This is a genomic window from Pseudomonas lurida (assembly GCF_002563895.1).
GTDB lineage: Bacteria > Pseudomonadota > Gammaproteobacteria > Pseudomonadales > Pseudomonadaceae > Aquipseudomonas > Aquipseudomonas lurida.
Genome location: NZ_PDJB01000001.1, coordinates 4,964,239 through 4,987,657, shown reverse-complemented (window position 1 = coordinate 4,987,657; position 23,419 = coordinate 4,964,239). Strand labels below are relative to the sequence as shown.

Below are 23,419 nucleotides of genomic sequence, written 5' to 3'. Positions count from 1 at the left end.
TCAGTCCTCGGTTTTTGGCGTGGTAGGGGCGGCGTCATGCAGGTGGCGCGACAGGTAGATACCCTGGCCGACCAGGAACAACACGGTCATGCCCAGGCTGCCGAATACTTTGAAGTCGACCCAGTAGTCCTGGAAGGTAAAGGCCACGAACAGGTTGGCGGCGCCGCAGAACAGGAAGAACACGATCCAGGCCACGTTCAAACGTGTCCACACGGGCTCCGGCAGGGTCAGCGCATGGCCCATGATCCGCTTGATGAGCAGGCGGTCACCGATGAAGTGGCTGCCGATAAAGACCAGGGCGAACAGCCAGTTGACCACCGGCGCTTTCCATTTGAGGAACGTTTCGCTGTGGAAGGCCAGGGTAAGGCCGCCGAATACCAGGCACGCGACCAGGGTGAGCCATTGGCTTTTTTCCAGCTTGCGCTGGGAGATGAAGATGGCGCCGTAGACGACGATAGAGCTGATGATCAGCACGGCGGTGGCGCTGTAGATGCCTCCGAACGACAGCTCGTGGCCGGCGATTTCGATGACCCTGGGGTCGAGTTTGGTAACGATGAAAAACAGCAACAGCGGGATGAAGTCGATGAATTGTTTCACAGTAAGAGCCAGAAGCTGGATGTGGCGGCATAATAACAAACATCCTAGGTAGCGAAAGCGCCAGCTGACTTGAGGTTACACATCCCCGTGAATGTTGATTTGCACTGCCATAGCACGGCCTCCGACGGCGCCCTGGCGCCTGCGGTGCTGGTTGCGCGTGCGTTTGAAAAAGGCGTGCGAGTCCTGGCGTTGACCGACCATGACACCCTCGAAGGCCTCGACGAGGCCCGCGAAGCTGCGCAGGCACTTGGCATGCAACTGGTCAATGGCGTGGAATTGTCCTGCACCTGGGGCGGCGCCACCATTCATGTGCTCGGCTATGGTTTCGACCAGCTAGCCCCGCCGTTGGTCGCGGCCATCGCCCAATTGCACGATGGCCGCTGGCTGCGGTCCGAAGAAATAAGCCGCAAGCTCAGCCTTAAAGGCATGCCCGGGGCGCTGGAAGGCGCCCGCGCCATCCAGCAGGAACTGGGCGACAGCGGCAATGCACCGGCCCGACCGCATTTTGCCGACTGGATGGTGCGTGAAGGTTTCGTCAAGGACCGCGCCGAAGCCTTTCGCAAATGGTTGGGCGCTGGCAAGTTGGGGGATGTGAAGCAACACTGGCCGACCCTGGAAGACACCGTCGAGACGTTGCGAGCCTCCGGTGCCTGGGTCAGCCTGGCCCACCCCTGGCATTACGATTTCACCCGCAGCAAGCGCCGCAAGCTGATTGCCGACTATATTGGAGCGGGCGGCCACGCAATTGAAGTGGTCAACGGGCATCAACCTGCCGAACAGGTGGGTAGCCTGTCGATACTTGCTCGCGAATTTGGTCTGCTGGTCAGTGCCGGCAGTGATTTTCATGGCCCAGGCGGCTGGTCCGAGATCGGCGAGTACCGCGCGGTCCCGGAAGATTTGCCGCTCTTGTGGGGGCGATTCAAGCATGACCCCATTATTGCCACCGTCTGAACAGGTAGAACACGTGAGTCAATTCTTCCAGATTCATCCGGAAAACCCCCAGGCGCGCCTGATCAAACAGGCCGTCGAGATTATTCGCGCCGGCGGCGTGGTGATCTACCCAACGGATTCGTCCTACGCCATTGGTTGCCAGATCGGCGACAAGGGCGCGGTCGAGCGCGTACGACGCTTGCGTCAGCTGGACGACAAGCACAACTTCGCGCTGATCTGCAGCGACCTGTCCCAGTTGGGGCTGTTCGCCAAGGTCGACACGGGGACCTTCCGCCTGCTCAAGGCCCATACGCCGGGGCCCTACACCTTTATTCTCAACGCCACCCGCGAGGTGCCGCGCCTGCTGCTGCACCCCAAGAAGCGCACCATCGGCCTGCGGGTGCCGGAACATCCCATCGCGTTGGCGTTGCTGGCCGAACTGGGTGAGCCACTGATGAGCGTGTCGCTGATCATGCCCGGCGACACCGAGCCGCTCGAAGACCCCTACGAAATGCGCCAACTGCTGGAGAAGCAGGTCGATCTCATCATCGACGGCGGTTTTGGTGGTGGCAAGGCCTCCACCGTGATCAACCTGGCGGACGGCGAACCCGAAGTGATCCGTGTGGGTTGCGGCGACCCGGCTCCGTTCATGGTCGAGGCCTGAATGTCGGCCGTGGAGACCGTCGACAGCCAGGCGGGCGCGCAGCAGGAACTGCCGTTTGCCATGGTGTATGGCCAGGCGGTCATGGAAATGCCCCTGGATTTGTACATCCCGCCGGACGCGCTGGAAGTCTTCCTTGAAGCCTTCGAAGGCCCGCTGGACCTGCTGCTGTACCTGATCCGCAAGCAGAACATCAACATCCTCGACATTCCGGTGGCGGAAATTACCCGTCAATACATGGGCTATGTCGAGCTGATGCAATCGGTGCGCCTGGAGTTGGCCGCCGAGTACCTGGTGATGGCCGCCATGCTTGCCGAGATCAAGTCACGCATGCTGCTGCCGCGCTCGGAGACGGTAGAAGCCGAGGAAGACGACCCGCGCGCCGAACTGATCCGCCGCCTGCAAGAGTATGAACGCTTCAAGGCCGCCGCCGAGGGCATCGACGGCTTGAGTCGCGTGGGCCGCGACGTGGTGGTGCCCAAGCTCGACGCGCCGGAAGCCCGCGCGCGCAAGCTGCTGCCGGACGTGAGCCTGGAAGAGTTGCTGATGTCCATGGCCGAGGTGCTGCGCCGTGGCGACATGTTTGAAAGCCATCAGGTCAGCCGTGAGGCGCTGTCGACCCGCGAGCGCATGAGCGATGTGCTGGAGCGTCTCAAGGGCGGCGGCTTCGTGCCGTTTGTCGAGCTGTTCACCGCCGAAGAAGGGCGCCTGGGGGTGGTGGTGACCTTTATGGCGATCCTGGAGCTGGTGAAGGAGTCCTTGGTCGAGTTGGTCCAGAATGAGCCTTTTGCGGCTATCCACGTGCGGGCGCGAGCCGAATAAAGGGCTGAATCGATGAATCTGACTGAACCCCGCGAACTGGCGCCGCTGCTGGAGGCCTTCCTACTGGCCTCGGGTAAGCCGCAATCCTTGGAGCGCCTGTTCGAACTGTTTGAGGAAGCCGAGCGGCCGGAGCCGCCGGTGTTCAAGAAAGCGTTGGAAATCCTGCGCAAATCCTGCGAAGGCCGTGCCTTTGAACTGCGTGAAGTAGCGTCGGGTTATCGCCTGCAGATCCGTGAGAAGTTTTCCCCTTGGGTCGGCCGCTTGTGGGAAGAACGCCCGCAGCGTTATTCACGGGCGATGCTGGAAACCATGGCGCTCATTGCCTATCGCCAGCCGATCACCCGGGGCGAGATCGAAGACGTGCGTGGCGTGGCGGTCAACAGCCATATCGTCAAGACGCTGCTGGAGCGCGAGTGGATTCGTATCGTCGGCTACCGCGACGTGCCCGGCAAACCGGCGATGTTTGCGACCACGAAGGTGTTCCTCGACCACTTCAACCTGAAGAACCTCGACGACTTGCCGCCGCTGGCCGAACTGCGCGAAATGGAGGCCGAGCCGGTGCTCGACTTCGATGACGCCCCCGTCCCGGCCAGCCTGCAGGAACTGGCCGACGCCAGCGCCGAGCCGGAAGAACCCAAGGACGAGACCAGCTTCCATACGTTGTTGCTGGAACTGGACGACATGGAGCAGGGCATCAAGACTGACTTCGACGACTTGTTGCGTGATGGCGGGGCGGAGCCGCAAACCCAAGTGAACGTGGACGTTGAGCCCGAGGTCGAACCTGAACCCGAGCTTGAGGACGATATCCTGGGCGTGGCCCAAGCCCGGGAAAAACTCCTGGCCGCCGTCGCGGCCCTCGAACAGCCACCGCTGAGCGATGAGGAAGACGAGGCCCGGGCGCTGGCCGAAGCGATCGAGGCCGAGCGGCGCCAGTTCGAGGACTGACCCGTTCGGGCAAACACCACCGAACTCTTGTGGGAGCGGGCTTGCCCGCGAATACGGTGTATCAGTGTGCACATGCATTGACTGTACCGGCGCATTCGCGAGCAAGCCCGCTCCCACATTTGAATCTCCAGTGTCAGGGACAAAACATGAGCTCCACCAAGGACCCCTGCATCAGCATCTGCAAATTCAGCGACGACATCTGCGTCGGCTGTGGCCGTAGCAAGCGTGAGATCCGCGCCTGGAAGAAGCTCGACAAAGCCGACAAGCGCACGGTTCTGGCCGAAGCCGAGCTGCGCCTGCTGGCCCTGGGGGCCACCGGTCGGCGGAAAAGCAAATGACTGGGTGCTTATCGACTAGTCTCTGATGCGCAATGCGCGCCATGCGCGTATGATTCGCGACCCTTTGCCGATCTATTCGGCCAAAGCCCCGCTTTCAATACTCTTCAGGCCACGCCTGAATCGACCCACCGGGAGGTGCTTACGATGAACGACAAAGACCAGAACGACAGCCAGGAAATCGGCCCAGCAGGCGAAAAACTGCAAAAGGTGCTGGCGCGTATCGGCGTGGGCTCGCGCCGCGACGTCGAAGCCTGGATCACCCAGAAGCGCATCAAGGTCAACGGCGTCGAGGCTACCCTCGGCCAGCGCGTCGACCTGCACGATGCAATCACCATTGATGGCAAGGTCATCAAGCGTGAAGAGGCCGCCGAATCGGTGCGCCGCGTGATCATGTACAACAAGCCCGACGGCGAGATCTGCACCCGTGACGACCCGGAAGGCCGTCCGACCGTGTTCGACAAGATGCCAAAGCCCAAAGAAGGCCGCTGGATCAACATCGGTCGTCTCGACATCAATACCACCGGCTTGCTGATGTTCACCACCGACGGTGAACTGGCCAACCGCCTGATGCACCCATCCTACGAGATGGACCGCGAATACGCGGTGCGTGTGCGTGGCGAAGTCGATGACGAGATGATCGAGCGCTTGAAAGCAGGCGTCGTCCTCGAAGACGGCCCGGCCAAGTTCACTGACATCAAGCAAGCGCCCGGTGGTGAAGGTTTCAACCACTGGTACCACTGCGTGGTGATGGAAGGCCGTAACCGTGAAGTACGTCGTTTGTGGGAATCCCAGGGCCTGGTGGTCAGCCGCCTGAAGCGCGTGCGTTTCGGCCCGGTGTTCCTCAACTCCGACCTGCCGATGGGCCGCTGGCGCGAGATGAGCCAGTACGAAGTCGACATCCTCAGCGCCGAAGTCGGCCTGACGCCGGTCGCGATGCCGCAGATGAATGCCAAGAGCAAAGACAAGCTTGAGCGTATGCAGCGTAAATCGTCGCGCCCTGTGGCCCGCACCGAACGTGTGGCCCGCACCCTGCGCCCGGCGCTGAATGCGCCCGCTACGGGCGGTCGTATCTCCCGTGAACCGCAGATCGAAGGTGAACGCCGCCCAACCGCACCGTCGCGTCAGGAAGGCGAGCGCGCTCCACGCACGCCGCGTCCTGCCCCTGCGGGTGGTCGCAGCAACCGTGGTGAAGCCGATCGCCCAGCCGACAACGCCAGCACCAAGCGTCCAGCCAAGCCGGCAGCGAACAAGCGCCCCGGCCCGAAACTGGTCGCGGACGAGCCGTCGGGCAAGCGCCGTGGTGCGCCGGCCGGTTCGGGTCAGCGTCCGGGTTTTGGTCGCAAGAAGCCGCAGTGATGCTTAAAAAGCCTTAAAGGTAGTGAGATACCGTTAAGGTTTCGTAAAGTTGTGCCACTGATACAGAACCAACAACATCGTAATGACAGTGAGATGTTGTTGGTTCTTTTTAGGGGGCGGGACGCTACCGTTATCGGGCGTGTTCGACGCGAAAAGACGAGCGTGTTTGAGTTAGCACGAAGATGTCTTTAGCACACCATCACAGTTTTGAAGTCTCTGCACATTGCTGAGGGTGGTGGTTATTTCATTGATTTTAGAATGAGTTGACACTAAGTTGTTGTTGGCTTTGCCAGTGCTCCAAAGTGTCGATTGTGATGGATTTGCTTCAGGGCAGGAGACGGTGGACAGTGTGCATAAATTGTCGCCGGCACTTTTGATATCGATGGGGTTGACCTGGCAGCTGTGATAAGCCCCGCTTTCTTTCCAGGCTTTTACACAGGGCGTGTCTTCGACAACTTTTGGTTGAGTGTAAAAACTGTCGTTATATTCTTTTCGTGCTCTTTCCCTCTCGGCCTGCTCGGCTTTTAATCTTTCTATCAATGCGTCATTTTCTGCGTCGGCTACTACTATCTCTTTCTGATCTATCGCCTGTGCCATTACCGGGTGTGAAAGTAAGAGGGTGGACAGCAAAGTTGCAGATAACGCACGGATAAATAGTCTCATTTTGCAGGCCTCTAGGGTAGGGGGAGCGTGCCGCTCGGGCCCCCCAGTCTGGAGGCCGATGCAGTACGACCGCTAATGAGAAAATAGAGTGGATAGTCATGTTTGGCATCTGTGAGAGTTGACAGGTAATAAGACTGATTTTGCATAAAAGGCTTTGCTTTTTAAGGAAAGATGTCTCGTTCAGGCATCTTTACTTGATCGTCAAGCCAGCGATGCTGCGCGTCAAGTGCTGCATCGCTGAGTTAAGCGAATGGTTAGGCCGTTAAGGATTTTATAAAGGCAATACAGGCTGCCATTTAATAAAGCTCGTTCAACTTTGGCTGGGGGATAGAGTGGGAACAGCCCCTTAGAGTGTGCAGGCCCCATCAACCATTATTGGCTTGTCGTCCAGCGCCAACACCCCACTGGCAAAGATCAGATCCAGGTGATGGCTGCCTTTCTGCCCGCCACCCAGGCCAAGGTGCAGCCCGCAATGGCGTTCTTCAAACCCGGCATTGCGCGCATACAGGTCCTTCACGCCTTCGTTGGTCCCAATCCCCAACTCCTCGACGCGCCGGTTCGACGGGTTGGCATTCAGGTACTTATTGAAATCATCCGCCAACCCCGGCACCTCGCTGGCCACGCTGCAGATCGTCGAGTTCTCGATCCACAGCTCCAGCGGTGACTCCAGCACGCCATATTTGCGCGCGAACGGGATGGTGCTCAGAAAGGTGCCGACGAACCGCACCTGGCCGTTGATGGCCTCACTGTGGGTGGCGATCTCGCCAGGGGCGAGGTCGTGGTTACCGACGCCGTTGATATTGGTCCACTTCTTGATGCTGCTCATCGGCGCTTCCAGCCGCGAGCCGTGCTTGTCGGTGAAGCTCAGGACCGTGGCCTGGGACATGCGCCGGATCAGCGTGGCGTTGAGGTCGGCAATGCGCTGGGGCTCGACACTGAAGGTGTCGTAGAAATAGTCGCCATAGTCCTTGAACAGCAGGGATTTCTTCCAGTGTTCGGCCATCACGCCTTGCAGGGCACGGATAAAGTCCGGGCCTTCGGCGCGTGGGTTGGGCAAAGTCGAGGAATCGTAGAAGAACAGGTACAGGTCGCAGGCCTCAATGGCCTCGGCCAGGGTCTCGCTGGCGGCCAGGTCCAGGCGCTGCAACTGAACGTTGAAGCGGGCAGCGCTGCTGTGGGTGATCGCCTGGGCGATGGCGTCGTAGCGCTCGGTATGGCCGAGCAAAACGGTGGGGCAGCTCAAGCCGCTGAGCGCCGGGTGGTGCGCGAGGTAGTAGAGAAAGTGTTCGACGGCGCGGGCCTTGTCCATGACGTACTTCCTTCTGTGCCTTGGGTAAGGAGGCAGGTGCCGTGCACAGCACCTGCCGAATGCCTGCCGGTTTTTAGAATGGCCACATCGCGGTGCCAAATGGCACAACGGCATCGGCTTGCATCATTTCAACGGCGGCCTCATGGGTCGGCGCTTCAAACCAATCGTCGAGTTGCAGTTCGGTTTCCAGGTCGTTTTCCAGTGCTTGCATGGTGTATCTCCTAGAGGACGTTGTTTGAGAACGGCTTGCCAACGGGCTTCGCTGGCAAGTGGGAAGAACCTAGGAGAGAGTGTTTCAAAATGCAAAATTTTTATTGACACGGTCTCATTTGGATTTTTTCTTCTGTTTTTCGCCGCTGGATGTTTCTTGAATAAATACAGGCAACTGGCGCGACTAATCTTTCGGAAATTTCCTACCGCCAATTTTTATTCAGATTACAGCTGTAACGTTAATTTTCCGTGCTGTAACGATTAATTTACGCGTAGATACCGACAATATTGGCTGATTCTGTCCTGTAAGGATTAGCTGACAGATCGTCGCACGCGCTTTTCGAGGGCGGCCCGAAGCTTGCGAGCGGTGTACAATGCGCCGCGTTTTACTGTGACCCCCTTGCGTAACCACGCAACAGGCCAAGACCTCAGGGTTTACCTACCCTGATCACTCCGCCTGGCCACGAGCCGGACGGGTTCGATTTCGTCACAGATAAAAACAAACAGGTGACGCATGACCGTTAGAAAGACGCTGTACTCCTGGTGCCTGCGCTGGGGTTTGAGCGGCGCTGCTTGAGTCGGTAATTCAAGGCAGCAACCTGCAGTCAACATCCTCAAACCTTGCGTGAGACCCTTTTCATGAGTGGACCCCATTCCTCTTCAGGCGAGCTGAAACGCGGCCTGAAAAACCGCCATATCCAGTTGATCGCCCTTGGTGGCGCCATTGGCACCGGCCTGTTCCTCGGTTCGGCCGGGGTGCTCAAGTCCGCCGGCCCGTCGATGATCCTGGGCTATGCCATCTGCGGCTTCATTGCCTTCATGATCATGCGCCAGCTCGGCGAAATGATCGTCGAAGAGCCCGTTGCCGGTTCCTTCAGCCATTTTGCCCACAAATACTGGGGCGGGTTCGCCGGCTTCCTGTCGGGCTGGAATTGCTGGATCCTGTACATCCTGGTGGGCATGTCGGAACTGACGGCTGTCGGCAAGTACGTGCACTACTGGTGGCCGGAGATCCCGACCTGGGTCTCGGCGGCGGCGTTCTTCGTGCTGATCAACCTGATCAACCTGGCCAACGTCAAAGTCTTCGGTGAGGCCGAATTCTGGTTTGCGATCATCAAGGTAGTGGCCATTGTCGGCATGATCGCCCTGGGCAGCTACCTGCTGGTCAGCGGCAGCGGCGGGCCACAAGCCTCGGTGAGCAACCTGTGGGACCACGGTGGCTTCTTCCCCCACGGTGTCGGCGGATTGGTGATGGCCATGGCGATCATCATGTTCTCCTTCGGCGGCCTGGAAATGCTTGGTTTCACCGCAGCCGAAGCCGACCAGCCACGCACCGTGATCCCGAAAGCGATCAACCAGGTGATCTACCGCATCCTGATCTTCTACATCGGCGCCCTCGTGGTACTGCTGTCGCTGACACCCTGGGACAGCTTGCTGGCGACCCTCAACGCCTCCGGCGACGCCTACAGCGGCAGCCCGTTCGTGCAGGTGTTCTCGATGCTGGGCAGCAACACCGCCGCGCATATCCTCAACTTCGTGGTCCTGACCGCGGCGCTGTCGGTGTACAACAGCGGCACCTACTGCAACAGCCGCATGCTGCTGGGCATGGCCGAGCAGGGCGATGCGCCTAAAGCCCTGGCGAAGATCGACAAACGCGGCGTACCGGTGCGCTCCATCCTTGCCTCGGCGGCAATCACCCTGGTCGCGGTGCTGATGAACTACCTGATCCCGCAACACGCACTGGAACTGCTGATGTCACTGGTCGTGGCCACGCTGGTGATCAACTGGGCGATGATCAGCTTCTCCCACTTCAAGTTCCGCCAGCACATGAACCGCACCGGCCAGGTGCCGTTGTTCAAGGCCCTGTGGTACCCGTACGGCAACTATGTGTGCCTGGCGTTCGTGGTGTTCATCCTGGTGATCATGCTGATGATCCCGGGGATTCAAGTGTCGGTGTACGCGATCCCGGTGTGGGTGGCGTTCATGTGGGTGTGTTACGGCATCAAGAACAAGCGCAGTGCGCAGCGAGCCTTGGAGGTGGCTGCTCCAGCCGTGAAGTGAGGCGTGCGTGAGGTAAACCAAACCCGGCCATGCGCCGGGTTTGTTGTTTCAGGAATGGGCGCGAGCGCATTCGCGTATCCTTGGCTGCCCCCACAGAGGATCCCGCTGCCCATGCTGGTGATTTCCAACAACGTCCACCTGCCCGATGCCGAGATCGAGCTGACCGCCATTCGTGCCCAAGGCGCCGGTGGGCAGAACGTCAACAAGGTGTCGAGCGCGGTGCACCTGCGCTTTGATATCCCGGCGTCGTCGCTGCCCGACTTCTACAAGGAGCGGTTGCTGGCGTTGCGCGACAGCCGTATCACCAGCGAAGGCGTGCTGGTGCTCAAGGCCCAGCAGTACCGGACCCAGGAGCAAAACCGCGCGGATGCGCTGGAGCGTCTGGTGGAGTTGATCCTCAGCGCCACCAAGGTGGAGAAGAAGCGCCGCCCGACCAAGCCGACCTTGGGCTCGAAAAAACGTCGCCTCGAATCCAAGACCAAGCGCGGCAGCATCAAGGCTGGGCGCGGCAAGGTCGACTTCTAGTCGCCGCGTGCTTCACGGGCCTTGGGTGCCTGGCGGTACAGGTACACGCTCAGCAGCAGGCCACCGAGGGCGGCGAGGGCGGCGAACAGGAAGATCGACGCAAAGCCGAAGCCTGCTGCCACAGCCCCGGCGAGGGGGCCGGTGATGCCCAGCGACAGGTCAATGAACAGCGAATAAGCCCCCACCGCCGAGCCACGGCTGGAGGCCGGCACCAGGTTGACGGCCTCCACGCCCAAGGCCGGAAACACCAGGGAAAAACCGAAGCCGCTCAATGCTGCGCCTGCCAGGGCCAGGTTCGCGTCCGGTGCCAGCCACAGCAATAGCAGGCCGAGAATCTCCACCGACAGGCAGGCAATCGCCACGCGAAAACCGCCGATGCGGTTGATCAAATTGCCAAACAGCAGGCGTGCCCCGATAAAACTGGCGCCGAACAGGCTCAGGGCCCACACCGCGTTGTCCCAATGCTGGGTGGTGTAATACAGGGTGATGAATGTCGCGATGGTGCCAAAGCCAATGGACCCCAGGGCCAGTGCGCACCCGTGGGGCAATACCCGGCCCAGTACATTCATGAAGGGCAGGCGCACGCCGGCGACGATGGGGGCGGCGACTTTGTTCCAGGCCAGCAACACGCCGACGATCGCCAGCAAGATGATGCTGACGCCCATGCTCCACAGCCCGAAGTTTCTCACCAGCAACACGCCCAACGGTGCGCCGATGGCCAACGCACCGTAGCTGGCGATGCCGTTCCAGGAGATGACTTTGGCGGTGTTCGCCGCACCGACTCGGCCAATGCCCCAGCCGATGGCGCCCGAGCCCACCAGGCTTTCAGCGCTGCCCAGCACCAGGCGGCCGATCAGCAGGCTGCCCAGGCTCAGCGCCGGCAGGCTCGAGAACCACGCCGCGAGCAGCATGAACACACCGCTCATGCCACACCCGACCAAGCCAATGAGTACAGCGCGCTTGCTGCCCAGGTTATCGATGATTTTGCCCGCATAGGGGCGACTCAGCAGGGTGGCGAGGTATTGCACGCTGATCACCAAGCCGGCAATGACCGCGCCGTAGCCCAGTTCACTGTGGACATAGCCCGGCAACACGGCCAGGGGAATACCGATATTCAGGTAGCCGATGAAGGTGAACAAGACGATGGAAACAACTTGCAGCGTGACCGCCATGGGGCGCTGGGTATCGGGCATGGGAGAGGTCCACTGTCGCAGCAGATAAAGATAGGCTGCTAATGATACCGGCGCTTTAGCCGGGCGTGCGGCTAAAACTAAAAAAACTGTCGATCAAACACCCATCAGGGCTGTGACGGGGCTAGTAATCGCGTAGTGACCAGGGCGGCCAGGGCGTTTTCCTGAGTACCGAAGCGCTTGAGCAGTGCGGCTTGTTTGTCCGCGCTGAGGCGGTTCCAGATCTCGACCATTTGCAGGGCGGCGTCGAGTACGGCGGTATCCGGGTTGTCGGGAAGTGTATCGGTCATGGGGGGCGTCTCGATTGATTCAGGCAGTGTGGAAAGCGCTCAATGTCGCGCTTTCCACACGGTCTGGTACGGCGTCAGTCCCGGCTTTCGCTGTCGACTGGTTTTGCTTCTTTGGCCTCAGGCTGTTTGTCGCTGGCCTGCTGCGGTGTTGGCTGCTCTGTAGGGTGCAGGCTTGGGAAGGGGAGATTAGGTATCTCGTGCATCGTCGTCGCTCCTCGCAAAGTCTGTTTTTTCAATCGCAGGTGATTCCGCGCTCTCAAAAAGCCTTGGCAGGATACAGCACTGCAAATGACAAAAAGATTTTTATGTCGACGGATGTATGAACTTTCATCGTTTAAACGGTCGTCGTCCTAAAAAGGCACCTTGCCCAGAATCATGTCGCGATACATCACAAAATCCCCCAGCAGGCTGTAGAACGGGTGCTGAAAGGTGGCCGGGCGATTCTTTTCGAAGAAGAAGTGGCCGATCCAGGCAAAGCTGTAGCCGGCAATCGGCAAGGCAATCAGCAAGCCCAGCGAACCTTTGCCGATGGCATAGGCCAGGATGCCGATGACCAGTGTGGTGCCGATAAAATGCAGGCGACGGCACGTGCTGTTGGCGTGCTCGGCCAAATAATAGGGGTAGAACTCAGCAAAGCTATTGAATCGCTTGACGTTTTCCACGGTGAACGGCCCTTTGATTGTTATGCCGCCTAACAGATGTTCGGCGGGGAGCTTATTTGAGTCTAGAGTGATCAGTGGTAACAGCCAGTGACAATAGATGCCACTTTAGTATCCTTGGCTTCCTGGCTGCCATTTGAGCCTGCTTTTATAAGAAGACGCCATGAGCGAACGAACAACTTCTGCAAGCTGGGCGATGGGGATAGTCAAGGCATTGGAAATGGACGGCCTGGATTGCCGCGCCTTGTTCAAGCAGCTCGGCCTGGACTATGCCGCCCTGGATGACCCCGATGCGCGGTTCCCGCAAGACGCCATGACGCGATTGTGGCAACGGGCGGTCGAGGTGTCCGGCAACCCGGCAATTGGCTTGAACATGGGCAAGGTGGTGCGCCCCGCGTCGTTTCATGTGGCCGGTTATGCGCTGATGTCCAGCAACACGCTGGCTGAAGGTTTCATGCGCCTGGTGCGCTACCAGCGGATCATTGCCGAAAGTGCCGACCTGAGTTTCCGACTGGTCCCCGAAGGTTACGCGCTGATTCTGACGGTGCACGGTGATCATCTACCCCCCACGCGCCAAAGTGCCGAAGCGTCGTTGGCCAGTGCCCTGGCCCTCTGCGGCTGGCTGACCGGTCGAACCCTGCAGCCGCGCAAGGTGGTGTTGCAAGGTGACCAACCGGCAGACCTGGCCCCTTACAAACAAGCCTTCCACGCGCCGCTGGAATTCAACGCGCCCTATGACGCGCTGATTTTTGAACGGGCCGACATGGACGCGCCGTTGCCCACGGCGAACGAGGCCATGGCACTGCTGCATGATCGATTTGCCGGCGAATACCTGGCGCGTTTTTCGGAAAGCCGCGTGACCCACAAGGCGCGACAGGTGTTGTGCCGCCTATTGCCCCAGGGTGAGCCCAAGCGTGAAGTGGTGGCCCAGACGTTGCACCTGTCCCAGCGCACCTTGCAACGGCGGCTGCAGGAAGAGGGCACCAGCTTCCAGACCTTGCTCGACGACACCCGTCGTGAACTGGCCGAGCAGTACCTGGCGCAGCCGAGCATGACCTTGCTGGAAATTGCCTACCTGTTGGGCTTTGCCGACCCGAGCAACTTCTTCCGCGCATTTCGTCGCTGGTTCGATGCCACGCCCGGTGAATACCGGGCGCGGTTGCTGGAAGCGTCGACGGTCAGTGACGCCAAAATGCAGGGATGCACAGAACAAAGACTGTAATGATCTCCAGCCTGCCCAGCAGCATGCCGAGCGACAAGATCCATTTTGCTGCGTCCGGCAGGCTGGCGAAGTTGCCCGCCGGGCCAATGGTTTCCCCCAGCCCGGGACCTACGCCGGACACGGTACTCGCGGCGCCGGTCAGGGCGGTCATCCAGTCCAGGCCCAGCAGCGACAAGGCCAGGGCGATGGCGCAAATGGTGATGGCGAAGAAAAACGAAAAGGTCAGGATCGAACGCACGATCTCTTCGTCGAGACGGTGGCCGTTGTACTTCTGCTTGATCACCGCGCGTGGGTGAATCAGCTGGTTCAAGTTGGCCTTGAGCAGGATATAGGCGACCTGGAAGCGGAAGATCTTGATGCCGCCTGCCGTAGAACCCGAGCAGCCACCGATAAAGCCCAGGTAGAAGAACAGCATCAGTGAGAAGTTGCCCCACAGACTGTAGTCCCCCAGCGCGAAACCCGTGGTAGTGACCACCGACGTCACGTTCAGCGCCACATGCCGCAGGGCGTCCAGCCAATGCAGGTTGGTGGTCCACCAGTACCACGTGCCGAGTACCAGCCAGGTCACCAGCAGCAACCCGAGCAAACCCTGTACTTGCTGATCCTTGATCAGTGCCTTGCGGTTGCCGCGCAAAGTGGCCACATACAGGGTGAACGGCAAGCTGCCGAGGATCATCACCACCACGGCCACCCAGTGCACGGCGGGTTGTTTCCAGTGCGCCAGGGATTCATCGGAGGTGGAGAACCCTCCCGTGGAAATCGCCGACATCGCATGGTTGATTGCATCGAACAGGCCCATGCCCGCCCACCAGAACGCCAGGCTGCCGATGATAGTGATGCCCACATATGCCGCCACGATCAGCCGCGCCACCATGTGTGAGCGGGGCATGACCTTTTCCGAGCGGTCCGAGGATTCCGTCTGGAACAGGCGCATGCCACCGATGCGCAGCAACGGCAGGATCGCCACGGCCATGCCGATAAAGCCGATGCCGCCGAGCCAGTGCAGCAGCGAGCGCCACATCAGGATGCCTGGCGACATGGTGTCCAGGCCGCTCAACACGGTGGAGCCGGTGGCGGTGATGCCTGACATGCTTTCGAAGAACGAGTCGGTGTAGCTGATGTGCTGGGTCAACAGGAACGGTAGCGCGGCGAAGATGCACACCACTACCCAGCTGCTGACGGTCAGCAGGTACATGTCCCGCGGGCGCAGGTGCACGTGCTCGGGGCGGCCAGGGATCACCAGCGCCAGGCCCGCGAGGAAGGTGATCATGCTGGCCCATAGGAAGGAGGGCAGGTCACTGGTGCGGTCGAAGATCACCAGGGTCGCCATGGGCACGACCATGGCGATTGCGAGGGTGATCAGGAAGATGCCGATGATGAAACCGATGATGCGTAGGGTCGGCAACGCCATGAAGTGAGCTCGGGTGTTGAGGGGTGGCGCCATTCTACCTGCGGTGCAGGTGTTGTAAACCGGGCCGTCCGAGGCGACAGGGTACAAAGGTGGAACTGGCTTGCCTGCGATAGCGGTGTATCCGTTGGAGCCGGTATCACTGACCCTCCGCTATCGCAGGCAAGCCAGCACCCACAGGGGATAGAGATGGCCAGATAGGCGGCACAAAAAAAGGCGACCCGAAGGTCGCCTTTTTCAACAGCGTACTGATCAGAATTCGTGCTCAGCGTTATCCGGGTTCAGGTCGCTGATACCCAGCTTGCCCGCAGCCGCTTCGATCGAACCGGTCTGCTTGACCAGTGAAGCGATAGCATCGCGCACGATCTGGTTGCCTGCGTCGTTACCGGCGGCGATCAGTTGGTCGTAGTGCTCACCCTTGTTGGCGTGGTCAACCATGACCTGGATCTTCGCTTCGGTCGCTGCCAAGTCTGCCTTCAAGACGCTGTCGGCAGCGGGGTCGGCCTTGGCCACCAGGGACGACAGGCTGGCGCCGGTCAGCTTGGTGCCATCAACGCGGGTGTACTCGCCCAAGTAGACGTTGCGGATGCCCTTGGCGTCGTAGAACTGCGAGTTGTGGGTGTTATCGCTGAAGCAGTCGTGTTCGTCTTCCGGCGAGTTGGCTTCCAGGGAAACCTTCATACGCTCACCGGCCAGCTCGCCGAGGGACAGGCTGCCCATGCCGAACAACATTTTGCGCAGGCCGTCGGTGGCAGGCTCTGCCTCCAGGGTGGCGCGGTAGTTGTCTTCGACGTTGGGTTTCCAGTTGCCGACCATTTCTTCAAGGTCACTGACCAGCAGTTGGGTCACGGCGCTCAGGTAGGCACGACGACGCTCGTTGTGGCCGCCCGTGGCGCCGTCGCCGGTCAGGTAGTCTGACGCAGGACGGTTGCCGGCACCTGGGCCTGTGCCGTTGAGGTCTTGGCCCCACAGCAGGAATTCGATGGCGTGGTAGCCGGTGGCAACGTTGGCCTCGGAACCGCCCAGCTCATTGAGGCTGGCGAGTTTTTCCGGGGTGATGTCCTTCACGTCGATCTTGTCTTCGCCGACCTGGATCTCGGTGTTGGCGATGATGTTGGCAGTGGCGCCCGGGTTACCCAGGGCGTGTTCGTAGGACTTGTCGACATAGTCGATCAGGCCTTCGTCCAGCGGCCATGCGTTCACCTGGCCTTCCCAGTCGTCGATGATGGTGTTGCCGAAGCGGAACACTTCGCTCTGCAGGTACGGAACGCGCGAGGCGATCCAGGCATCACGCGCGGCTTTCAGGGTGTCGGCGTTCGGCTTGGCCAGGAACGCATCGACCGCGGTTTGCAGTTTTTTTGCAGTGGACTCGGCATCGCTGTACACCGCGAACACCATATCAGCGTAATGCGCGACCACGGCCTTGGCGGCCGCTTCGTCGACCTTGCCGGCAGGCGTGGCAGCCGCTGGAGCGGTAGTGCTGGCAGCCGGGGTCGGCGCCTGGGGCGCTGCGGCCTTGTCTTTACCTTCACCGCAACCGGCGAGAGAAATGGCAATGGCCAGCAGACTGGCGGTGGCCAGGGGCATACGAATCATGGCGAACATCCTGCTTCGGTTGTTGATAGGGCGCGCGGGGGAGCGCAAAAACTGCGACATAATGCGAAAGATTTGCATTTTGTGTAAAGAGTTTAAAGCGGGAAATATTCAGTATCGTTTTGACGGGTCAGAGAATCGCCGCGTTATTGCGCTCCGCCTGCTTCAAGAAAGCCGCCAGCTCCCGCGCGGGCAAGGGTTTGCTGTAGTGGTAACCCTGACCTTCATGGCAGCCTTCGGAGATGATGTACGCCTCTTGCTCGGCGGTCTCCACGCCTTCGGCGATCACCTGCATGCCCAGGCTTTTGCCCAGTTGGATGATCGCTCGCACGATGGTGGCATCGTCATCATCATCCAACAGGTCCTGAACGAAGCTCTTGTCGATCTTGATCTTGTCCAGGGGCAGGCTTTTCAGGTAACTGAGGGATGAATAACCGGTGCCGAAGTCATCAATGGCAATCAACGCTCCGGAACGGCGCAGGCTCAACAGGTGCTGGGCAGCGGTGCTGATGTCTTCCATCAGGCCGGTTTCGGTGACTTCCAGTTCCAGGCTGCGCGGCGGCAGGCGGTAGATCTGCATCAGGTTGTTGACCACCCGCGGCAACTCGGTGTGGTGCAATTGCACGGTGGACAGGTTGACCGCCATGCGCAGGCTGGTGAAACCCAGGTCATGCCATTCGCGTAACTGCCTGCAAGCCTGGTCCAGTACCCATTCGCCAATCGAGATAATCGTCCCGTTCTGTTCCGCCAGGGGGATGAACAAGTCGGGTGGCACCAGGCCGTGTTCAGGATGCTGCCAGCGGATCAGGGCTTCCACGCCGACCACGCGATTGTCGCGGTAGCTGATCTGCGGCTGGTACACCAAGTGGAACTGGTCGCGGCTGAGGGCCTCGCGCAGGTCTTTTTCCAGTTCTCGGCGCCGGCGCATTTCGCTGTCGACGCTGGCGATATAGAACTGATAGCGGTTGCGCGAACGGGTCTTGGCCAGGGTCATGGTCTGTTCGGCTTTCTGCAGGAGCTTTTCGGTGCTGTCGCCGTCTTCCGGGAACAAGGTGATGCCGATGGTGGCGCGCAGGCGGATGCCTTCATGGTCGAGGGCAAACTCTGCTTCCAGGTCGTCAAGGATGCTTTGTGCCAGCTCGGCAGCCTCGTAGGGCTGGTCGATATCGGCTTGTACCAGGGCGAACTGGTCGCCACCCAATCGGGCCAGGGCGCCGAGGCGGCCACTGTGGGCCCGCAGGCGATCAGCCAGGGCCAGCAGCAATTTGTCGCCGGCCTGGTAGGTGAACTGCTCGTTGACGCTCTTGAAGTCATCCAGCCCCACGCACAACACCGCCACGCGCCGTTGCCGGCGACCTGCGTCGATGAGGATCTTGTCCAGTTGCTCCTGCAGTTTCTGGCGGTTCGGCAGGCCGGTCAGGAAGTCATACTGGGCCATGCGCAACAGGCTGCTTTCGGCTTCATGGCGCAGGTGGGTATTACGCTCGATGGATTCGAGCAATTGGTTGGCGGTATTGATCCACAGCCCCAATTCATTGCGCTCGTGCCCCTTGAGCTGGGGGATCTTGTGTTCGCTGGGCCGGTCGGGGTTGATCGAGGTCAGGTGCTCGATAATCCGCGACAGCGGCTTGGTCAGCAGCCAGTGATAGACCAGGTACAGCACCAGGCCCATGGCCAAGGCCCGCAGCACCCCGGAAATAAAGATGATCACCGAATTGACGATAAAACCCTGGCCATACGTGGCGGTGTCGAGGGTGATACTCAGGTCACCGTAGTACTCGCTGTAGGGGCCTTTGCCGACCAGGGGCGTAGTGAAGGTACGTTCCTGGCCAAGAATCAGGTCGGTCAACCAGCGGCTGGGCGCCTGCTGCAAGGCGCGGCTCTTCTCGGCCAGCATGGTTTCATTGGGATGGCCGATGGACGCCATGCGTACGGCGTCATCCTGGAACAGACCCTCAATGACTTGCATGCCCATTTCGCGGTCCAGGCTGTAGACGGCCTGCGTCGAAGGGTCGCGAAACATGTCGAGGATGCGCTGGGCATCGCCGGCCACGGCCTGGCGCGTCTTGTAGGCATCGAAGACGATCTGCGCCACGCTCAGCGCCACGCCCACGATCAACGCCGACAGCAGCACAACCCGTAGCAACTTCACCGACAAGCTGTTCTTGAGTTCCAGCTTCAAAGGGGCATTCCTTGTCTCATGCGGGTGGCCTTCAATATGCCATGAGTATTGGCAATCTGGGCATGGCAGTCAAAGGAACATTGGGGCAACGGCGGGTTTGGCACGGACAGGGGCGGTTTGCGAGGGGCAGGGCGCGCGCGGCAAGGCGGATTTGTGTCCGCCTGCCTGATAAACGCAACAGGTCCTCAGGTTGCATCAGGGGCGGACGGTTACGCTGACTTGGAAAACGCGTAGGAAATCTTTGTATCGACGGTCTTGGCGAACTCTATTTTCTTCTGATCGTTCTGAGCGGTGGTGTCTGCGGCAAATAGCTTCTTCGCAGCGGCATCGGCGAAGGGCTGGATGAGCGGGGTGATCGCTTTGGTGATCTCTCCGGCGACTTTGGCGAGGTCGCCAATGATGGGCAGTGCTGCGAGTGCTCCAATAGACATGGTTATTTCTCCGACAGGGTGAGGGGCGAATTCCTCTCCTTATCTGGGTGGTAGCTTCACGCTGCTCGGTTCCACCACCGACAAAAAAGCCCGGCATTCGCCGGGCTCTTTTTTACTGCAAGCCGTGCTTAGGCAGTGAAGGTCTTGCCTTCGAACTGCTCAGCCACGAACTTCCAGTTGACCAGGTTCCAGAACGCTTCCACATACTTTGGACGCACGTTGCGGTAGTCGATGTAGTAGGCGTGTTCCCATACGTCGCAGGTCAGCAGCGGAGTGTCGCCGCTGGTCAGCGGGTTGCCGGCGCCGATGGTGCTGGCCAGGGCCAGGGAACCGTCGGCTTTTTTCACCAGCCAGCCCCAACCGGAACCGAAGGTGCCGACGGACGTCTTGGTGAACTCTTCCTTGAACTTGTCGAACGAACCGAACGCAGCGTTGATGGCTTCAGCCAGCGCGCCGGTGGGTTGGCCGCCGGCGTTTGGCGCCAGGCAGTTCCAGTAGAAGGTGTGGTTCCAGACCTGAGCGGCGTTGTTGAAGATGCCGCCCGAAGAGGATTTGACGATCTCTTCCAGGGTCTTGCCTTCGAACTCGGTGCCTGGCACCAGGTTGTTCAGGTTCACGACATAGGTGTTGTGGTGCTTGTCGTGGTGATATTCCAAGGTTTCCTTGGAGATGTGCGGCTGCAGGGCATCGTGTGCGTAGGGCAGCGGCGGCAATTCGAAAGCCATGATGATTCTCCTAATCAGGTCAGTTGCGGTGAGCGCAAGGCCGATCACGGGCGGCCAAACAAGCGCCGGGGAGTTTGTACTCTTTGCGGCGCAGGGTCCGGATCATAGCACCGGGGTTGCGGCAAAACCACGCAACAACTGTGTGGGATAGAGGTTCCAGAGCGTTTTGGAATATTCGTCAGGCGCTGATCAATTGATAGGCCACGCTGAACATCATCACGGCCACCAACAGGTCCAGAAGGCGCCAGGTAGCCGGGCGCGCCAGCCAGGGTGCCAGCCACGCCGCGCCGAGCGCCAGGGTGGCGAACCACAGCAGCGATGCGCTGGCGGCACCGGCCACATAGGCGCCTGGCTCGGTTTGCTGGGCACCGAGTGAGCCAATCAGCAACACGGTGTCCAGGTACACGTGAGGGTTGAGCAAGGTGACGGCCAAGGCACTCAACAGCACCGCGCGCAGTGAACGCACCTTGAGGTTGTCAGCCTGGTCCAGGCTCTGTTTCGAACAGGCCCGGCGTAGCGCACACGTCCCGTACCAGATCAGGAAAGCCGCCCCGCCCCAGCGTGCAACCGCCAGCAGCACCGGGCTTTGCGCGAGCACCGTCGCCAGGCCGAACACTCCCGCAGCCACCAACAGTGCATCGCACACCACGCACAGCGCCGCCACGGGCAGATGATGTTCACGGCGCAGGCTTTGCGCCAGTACAAAGGCATTCTGGCTCCCGATGGCCATGATCAGGCCGAGGGCTACCAACAGCCCGTTCACATAACTCTGCCACATAGGGTTACTCCGCGTTCGCCGCCAGTTGTTGCAACACCTGCATGGCGCGTCCGGCATCGGCACGGCCGACGAACAGGTGATCGTGGTAATAGCCGGCAATCACGTTGCAACTGATGCCGGCCTGGCCCAGCGCGCTGGCGAAGGCGGCGGTCAGGCCCACGGCTTCGAGCGCCGAGTGCACATTCAAGGTGATCCACGCGGCGACGTAGTCAAAGGCCAGCCCGGCCTGTTGCGCCTGCTGGCGTTCGAGAATCACGGTCAGGCCTTCCTGCTCGCGGAAGCTGCCGATCACTTCGCACCCGGCAGGGATACGATGATCGGGCAGGGTGCAGAACACGTAGTCACCCTCATTGAGGTGGGGGCTCATGCTGCGCAGCAGGGATGCCAGAGCGGTTTCGCCAGCCATGGGAAGTTCCTTATATAAAGAGACGCGATGCTGGCTATTCTCAGGGTGCAGGCTGTATAAGAAAAACCAATATTACTGATCGCTCATTAGAGAAACTGATGTTCGACTATAAATTGCTTTCTGCCCTGGCGGCGGTGGTGGAACAGGCGGGCTTCGAGCGCGCCGCCCAAGTGCTGGGGTTGTCGCAATCGGCGGTGTCCCAGCGCATCAAGCTGCTGGAGGCCCGCATCGGCCAGCCGGTGTTGGTGAGGGCCACGCCACCGCAGCCCACCGATATCGGTCGTCGTCTGCTCAACCATGTGCAACAGGTGCGACTGCTGGAGCGTGACCTGCAAAGCCAGGTGCCGGCGCTGGACGAGGAAGGCATGCCCGAGCGCTTGCGCATCGCGTTGAACGCCGACAGCCTCGCCACCTGGTGGGCCGAGGCCGTCAGCGGTTTTTGCGCCGAGCAGCATCTGCTGCTGGACCTGGTGGTGGAGGACCAGACCGTGGGCCTCAAACGCATGCGCGCCGGTGAGGTGGCGGCCTGTATCTGCGCCAGCGAGCGTCCGGTGGCGGGCGCGCGCAGCCTGTTGCTCGGCGCCATGCGCTATCGCGCACTGGCCAGCTCGGCCTTTATCGCCCGGCACTTTCCGGATGGCGTGCGCGCTGATCAACTGGCGCGCACCCCGGCCCTGGTATTTGGCCCGGATGATTTCCTGCAGCACCGCTACCTGGCATCCCTCGGTGTGGACGGCGGTTTCGAGCACCATTTATGCCCGTCGTCCGAAGGCTTCATCCGCCTGACGGAAGCCGGCCTGGGCTGGGGGCTGGTGCCGGAATTGCAGGTACGCGACCAGCTGGAAAAGGGCATATTGGTCGAATTATTGCCAGATAAGCCGATCGATGTGCCGTTGTACTGGCATCATTGGCGCAGTGGCGGGCAACTGCTGGGCTTGTTGACCGATCACCTGGCCCAGGCATGTGGCCAATGGTTGGTGCCCTATCAGCAGTGACAAGCGTCAAGCTGCAAGCTGCAAGAGAAGCGCTTGCAGATCGTATTTTAACTTGCAGCTTATAGCTTGAGGCTTGCAGCTGCGTCCGTAGGAGGCTCCATGAAAGTTCTGGTCACCGGCGCAAGCGGCTTCATTGGCGGGCGCTTTGCGCGTTTCGCCTTGGAGCAGGGCTTGGACGTGCGGGTCAACGGGCGGCGTGCCGAAGGGGTGGAACACCTGGTGCGGCGCGGTGCCGAGTTTATCCAGGGTGATTTGAATGATGCAGACCTGGTGCGTGACCTGTGCCGCGACGTCGAAGCCGTGGTGCACTGCGCGGGCGCGGTCGGGCTGTGGGGCAAGTATCAGGACTTCCATCAAGGCAACGTGCTGGTGACCGAGAACGTCGTCGAAGCCTGCCTCAAGCAGCGTGTCGGCCGGCTGGTGCACCTGTCGTCGCCATCGATCTACTTTGACGGCCGCGATCACCTGGGGCTGACCGAAGAGCAAGTGCCCAAGCGCTTCAAGCACCCTTATGCCGCCACCAAGTACCTGGCCGAGCAGAAGGTGTTCGGTGCCCAGGAGTTCGGCCTCGAAGTGCTGGCCCTGCGCCCGCGCTTCGTGACCGGCGCCGGTGACATGAGCATCTTCCCGCGCCTGCTGAAAATGCAGCGCAAGAACCGCCTGGCCATCGTTGGCGACGGCCTGAACAAGGTCGATTTCACCAGCGTGCACAACCTCAACGAAGCGCTGCTCAGCAGTCTGCTCGCCCCCGGTTCAGCGCTGGGCAAGGCCTACAACATCAGCAACGGTACACCGGTGCCGGTGTGGGACGTGGTGAACTACGTGATGCGCCAAATGGAGTTGCCGCAGGTGACGCGGTATCGGTCCTACGGGTTGTCCTACAGCGTGGCGGCGCTCAACGAGGCGTTCTGTGCAATGTGGCCGGGGCGCCCCGAGCCAGCATTGTCGCGCCTTGGCGTCCAAGTGATGAACAAAGATTTCACCCTCGACATCAGCCGCGCCAGGCATTATCTGGACTACGAGCCCAAGGTCAGCCTGTGGACCGCCCTCGACGAGTTCTGCAGTTGGTGGAAGGCCCAGGACCCGGGGTTGAAGTAAGGTCACAACAGGCAACACATCGGGA

At 60.4% G+C, this 23,419-nt stretch carries 25 protein-coding genes; 11 read left to right on the top strand and 14 right to left on the bottom strand.

What is annotated here, in order from left to right; translation table 11 throughout:
* A complete protein-coding gene (locus ATH90_RS22660) occupies positions 1-597 on the bottom strand; it encodes a septation protein A (RefSeq protein WP_034109054.1) in 597 nt (198 codons plus the stop codon).
* 87 nt (positions 598-684) lie between these two features.
* Between ATH90_RS22660 and ATH90_RS22655 the strand changes: the two genes are divergently transcribed.
* From ATH90_RS22655 to rluB, 6 genes are all read left to right on the top strand, one after another.
* Positions 685-1,548, top strand: a complete 864-nt coding sequence (locus tag ATH90_RS22655; RefSeq protein ID WP_098467296.1) for a PHP domain-containing protein — start codon at positions 685-687, stop codon at positions 1,546-1,548.
* A 13-nt stretch (positions 1,549-1,561) separates the two neighbouring features.
* A complete protein-coding gene (locus tag ATH90_RS22650) occupies positions 1,562-2,191 on the top strand; it encodes an L-threonylcarbamoyladenylate synthase (RefSeq protein ID WP_015885581.1) in 630 nt (209 codons plus the stop codon).
* A 120-nt stretch (positions 2,192-2,311) separates the two neighbouring features.
* Positions 2,312-3,010 carry a segregation and condensation protein A gene (locus ATH90_RS22645; protein ID WP_164365898.1) on the top strand — a complete coding sequence of 233 codons (699 nt, stop codon included), beginning with the start codon at positions 2,312-2,314 and terminating at the stop codon, positions 3,008-3,010.
* A 12-nt stretch (positions 3,011-3,022) separates the two neighbouring features.
* Complete coding sequence (gene scpB, locus ATH90_RS22640; RefSeq protein ID WP_098467295.1) at positions 3,023-3,955, top strand: SMC-Scp complex subunit ScpB; 933 nt, start codon at positions 3,023-3,025, stop codon at positions 3,953-3,955.
* A gap of 146 nt (positions 3,956-4,101) precedes the next feature.
* Entirely contained in the window at positions 4,102-4,293 is a 192-nt protein-coding gene (locus ATH90_RS22635; RefSeq protein ID WP_025858413.1) for a DUF1289 domain-containing protein, read from the top strand.
* Positions 4,294-4,437: 144 nt separating this feature from the next.
* Entirely contained in the window at positions 4,438-5,649 is a 1,212-nt protein-coding gene (gene rluB, locus ATH90_RS22630; protein WP_015885577.1) for a 23S rRNA pseudouridine(2605) synthase RluB, read from the top strand.
* 171 nt (positions 5,650-5,820) lie between these two features.
* On the opposite strand, the gene ATH90_RS29240 is transcribed toward rluB, so the two are convergent.
* The 3 genes from ATH90_RS29240 to ATH90_RS29430 form a co-directional block, all read right to left on the bottom strand.
* A complete protein-coding gene (locus ATH90_RS29240) occupies positions 5,821-6,312 on the bottom strand; it encodes a hypothetical protein (RefSeq protein WP_141537515.1) in 492 nt (163 codons plus the stop codon).
* Positions 6,313-6,658: 346 nt separating this feature from the next.
* A complete protein-coding gene (locus tag ATH90_RS22625) occupies positions 6,659-7,621 on the bottom strand; it encodes a CgnE/CgnB domain-containing protein (RefSeq protein WP_098467294.1) in 963 nt (320 codons plus the stop codon).
* 73 nt (positions 7,622-7,694) lie between these two features.
* Positions 7,695-7,832, bottom strand: a complete 138-nt coding sequence (locus ATH90_RS29430) for a hypothetical protein (protein WP_003175756.1) — start codon at positions 7,830-7,832, stop codon at positions 7,695-7,697.
* 638 nt (positions 7,833-8,470) lie between these two features.
* Here ATH90_RS29430 and ATH90_RS22620 point away from each other — a divergent pair.
* The gene (locus tag ATH90_RS22620) at positions 8,471-9,892 is read left to right on the top strand and encodes an amino acid permease (protein ID WP_034109047.1); all 1,422 of its coding nucleotides are present in this window, start codon (positions 8,471-8,473) and stop codon (positions 9,890-9,892) included.
* Positions 9,893-10,003: 111 nt separating this feature from the next.
* Positions 10,004-10,417 (top strand): alternative ribosome rescue aminoacyl-tRNA hydrolase ArfB, encoded by a 414-nt coding sequence (gene arfB / locus ATH90_RS22615; protein WP_034109044.1) that lies wholly within the window; start codon positions 10,004-10,006, stop codon positions 10,415-10,417.
* Here arfB and ATH90_RS22610 read toward each other — a convergent pair.
* The 3 genes from ATH90_RS22610 to ATH90_RS22600 all read right to left on the bottom strand — a co-directional run bounded on the left by ATH90_RS22610 (position 10,414) and on the right by ATH90_RS22600 (position 12,559).
* Entirely contained in the window at positions 10,414-11,610 is a 1,197-nt protein-coding gene (locus ATH90_RS22610) for an MFS transporter (RefSeq protein WP_098467293.1), read from the bottom strand. The two genes, arfB and ATH90_RS22610, sit on opposite strands and share 4 nt — an antisense overlap.
* A gap of 104 nt (positions 11,611-11,714) precedes the next feature.
* Positions 11,715-11,897 (bottom strand): hypothetical protein, encoded by a 183-nt coding sequence (locus ATH90_RS22605; protein WP_034109039.1) that lies wholly within the window; start codon positions 11,895-11,897, stop codon positions 11,715-11,717.
* 350 nt (positions 11,898-12,247) lie between these two features.
* Positions 12,248-12,559, bottom strand: coding sequence for an Mpo1-like protein (locus ATH90_RS22600; RefSeq protein WP_069078146.1), 312 nt, complete (start codon positions 12,557-12,559; stop codon positions 12,248-12,250).
* Positions 12,560-12,719: 160 nt separating this feature from the next.
* On the opposite strand from ATH90_RS22600, the gene ATH90_RS22595 reads away from it, so the two are divergent.
* Positions 12,720-13,778, top strand: a complete 1,059-nt coding sequence (locus ATH90_RS22595; protein WP_069078145.1) for an AraC family transcriptional regulator — start codon at positions 12,720-12,722, stop codon at positions 13,776-13,778.
* On the opposite strand, the gene ATH90_RS22590 is transcribed toward ATH90_RS22595, so the two are convergent.
* The 7 genes from ATH90_RS22590 to ATH90_RS22560 all read right to left on the bottom strand — a co-directional run bounded on the left by ATH90_RS22590 (position 13,735) and on the right by ATH90_RS22560 (position 21,301).
* Entirely contained in the window at positions 13,735-15,189 is a 1,455-nt protein-coding gene (locus ATH90_RS22590) for a TrkH family potassium uptake protein (protein WP_098467292.1), read from the bottom strand. The genes ATH90_RS22595 and ATH90_RS22590 overlap by 44 nt on opposite strands.
* A 249-nt stretch (positions 15,190-15,438) precedes the next feature.
* Positions 15,439-16,782, bottom strand: coding sequence for an imelysin family protein (locus ATH90_RS22585; protein WP_098467291.1), 1,344 nt, complete (start codon positions 16,780-16,782; stop codon positions 15,439-15,441).
* A gap of 127 nt (positions 16,783-16,909) precedes the next feature.
* Positions 16,910-18,961 carry a putative bifunctional diguanylate cyclase/phosphodiesterase gene (locus ATH90_RS22580; protein ID WP_034109033.1) on the bottom strand — a complete coding sequence of 684 codons (2,052 nt, stop codon included), beginning with the start codon at positions 18,959-18,961 and terminating at the stop codon, positions 16,910-16,912.
* 209 nt (positions 18,962-19,170) lie between these two features.
* On the bottom strand, positions 19,171-19,392 hold the full coding sequence (locus ATH90_RS22575; protein ID WP_069078143.1) for a hypothetical protein: 222 nt from the start codon (positions 19,390-19,392) through the stop codon (positions 19,171-19,173).
* A 128-nt stretch (positions 19,393-19,520) separates the two neighbouring features.
* Entirely contained in the window at positions 19,521-20,117 is a 597-nt protein-coding gene (locus ATH90_RS22570; protein ID WP_003212997.1) for a superoxide dismutase, read from the bottom strand.
* A gap of 178 nt (positions 20,118-20,295) precedes the next feature.
* Positions 20,296-20,895 (bottom strand): LysE/ArgO family amino acid transporter, encoded by a 600-nt coding sequence (locus tag ATH90_RS22565; RefSeq protein WP_034109031.1) that lies wholly within the window; start codon positions 20,893-20,895, stop codon positions 20,296-20,298.
* A 4-nt stretch (positions 20,896-20,899) separates the two neighbouring features.
* Positions 20,900-21,301, bottom strand: coding sequence for an ACT domain-containing protein (locus ATH90_RS22560; protein ID WP_098467290.1), 402 nt, complete (start codon positions 21,299-21,301; stop codon positions 20,900-20,902).
* 98 nt (positions 21,302-21,399) lie between these two features.
* Between ATH90_RS22560 and ATH90_RS22555 the strand changes: the two genes are divergently transcribed.
* Together ATH90_RS22555 and ATH90_RS22550 are read left to right on the top strand one after the other, a co-directional pair.
* Positions 21,400-22,296 (top strand): LysR family transcriptional regulator ArgP, encoded by an 897-nt coding sequence (locus tag ATH90_RS22555; RefSeq protein ID WP_098467289.1) that lies wholly within the window; start codon positions 21,400-21,402, stop codon positions 22,294-22,296.
* Positions 22,297-22,395: 99 nt separating this feature from the next.
* Positions 22,396-23,394, top strand: coding sequence for an NAD-dependent epimerase/dehydratase family protein (locus tag ATH90_RS22550; protein ID WP_069078140.1), 999 nt, complete (start codon positions 22,396-22,398; stop codon positions 23,392-23,394).
* The last annotated feature ends 25 nt before the right edge of the window (positions 23,395-23,419 follow it).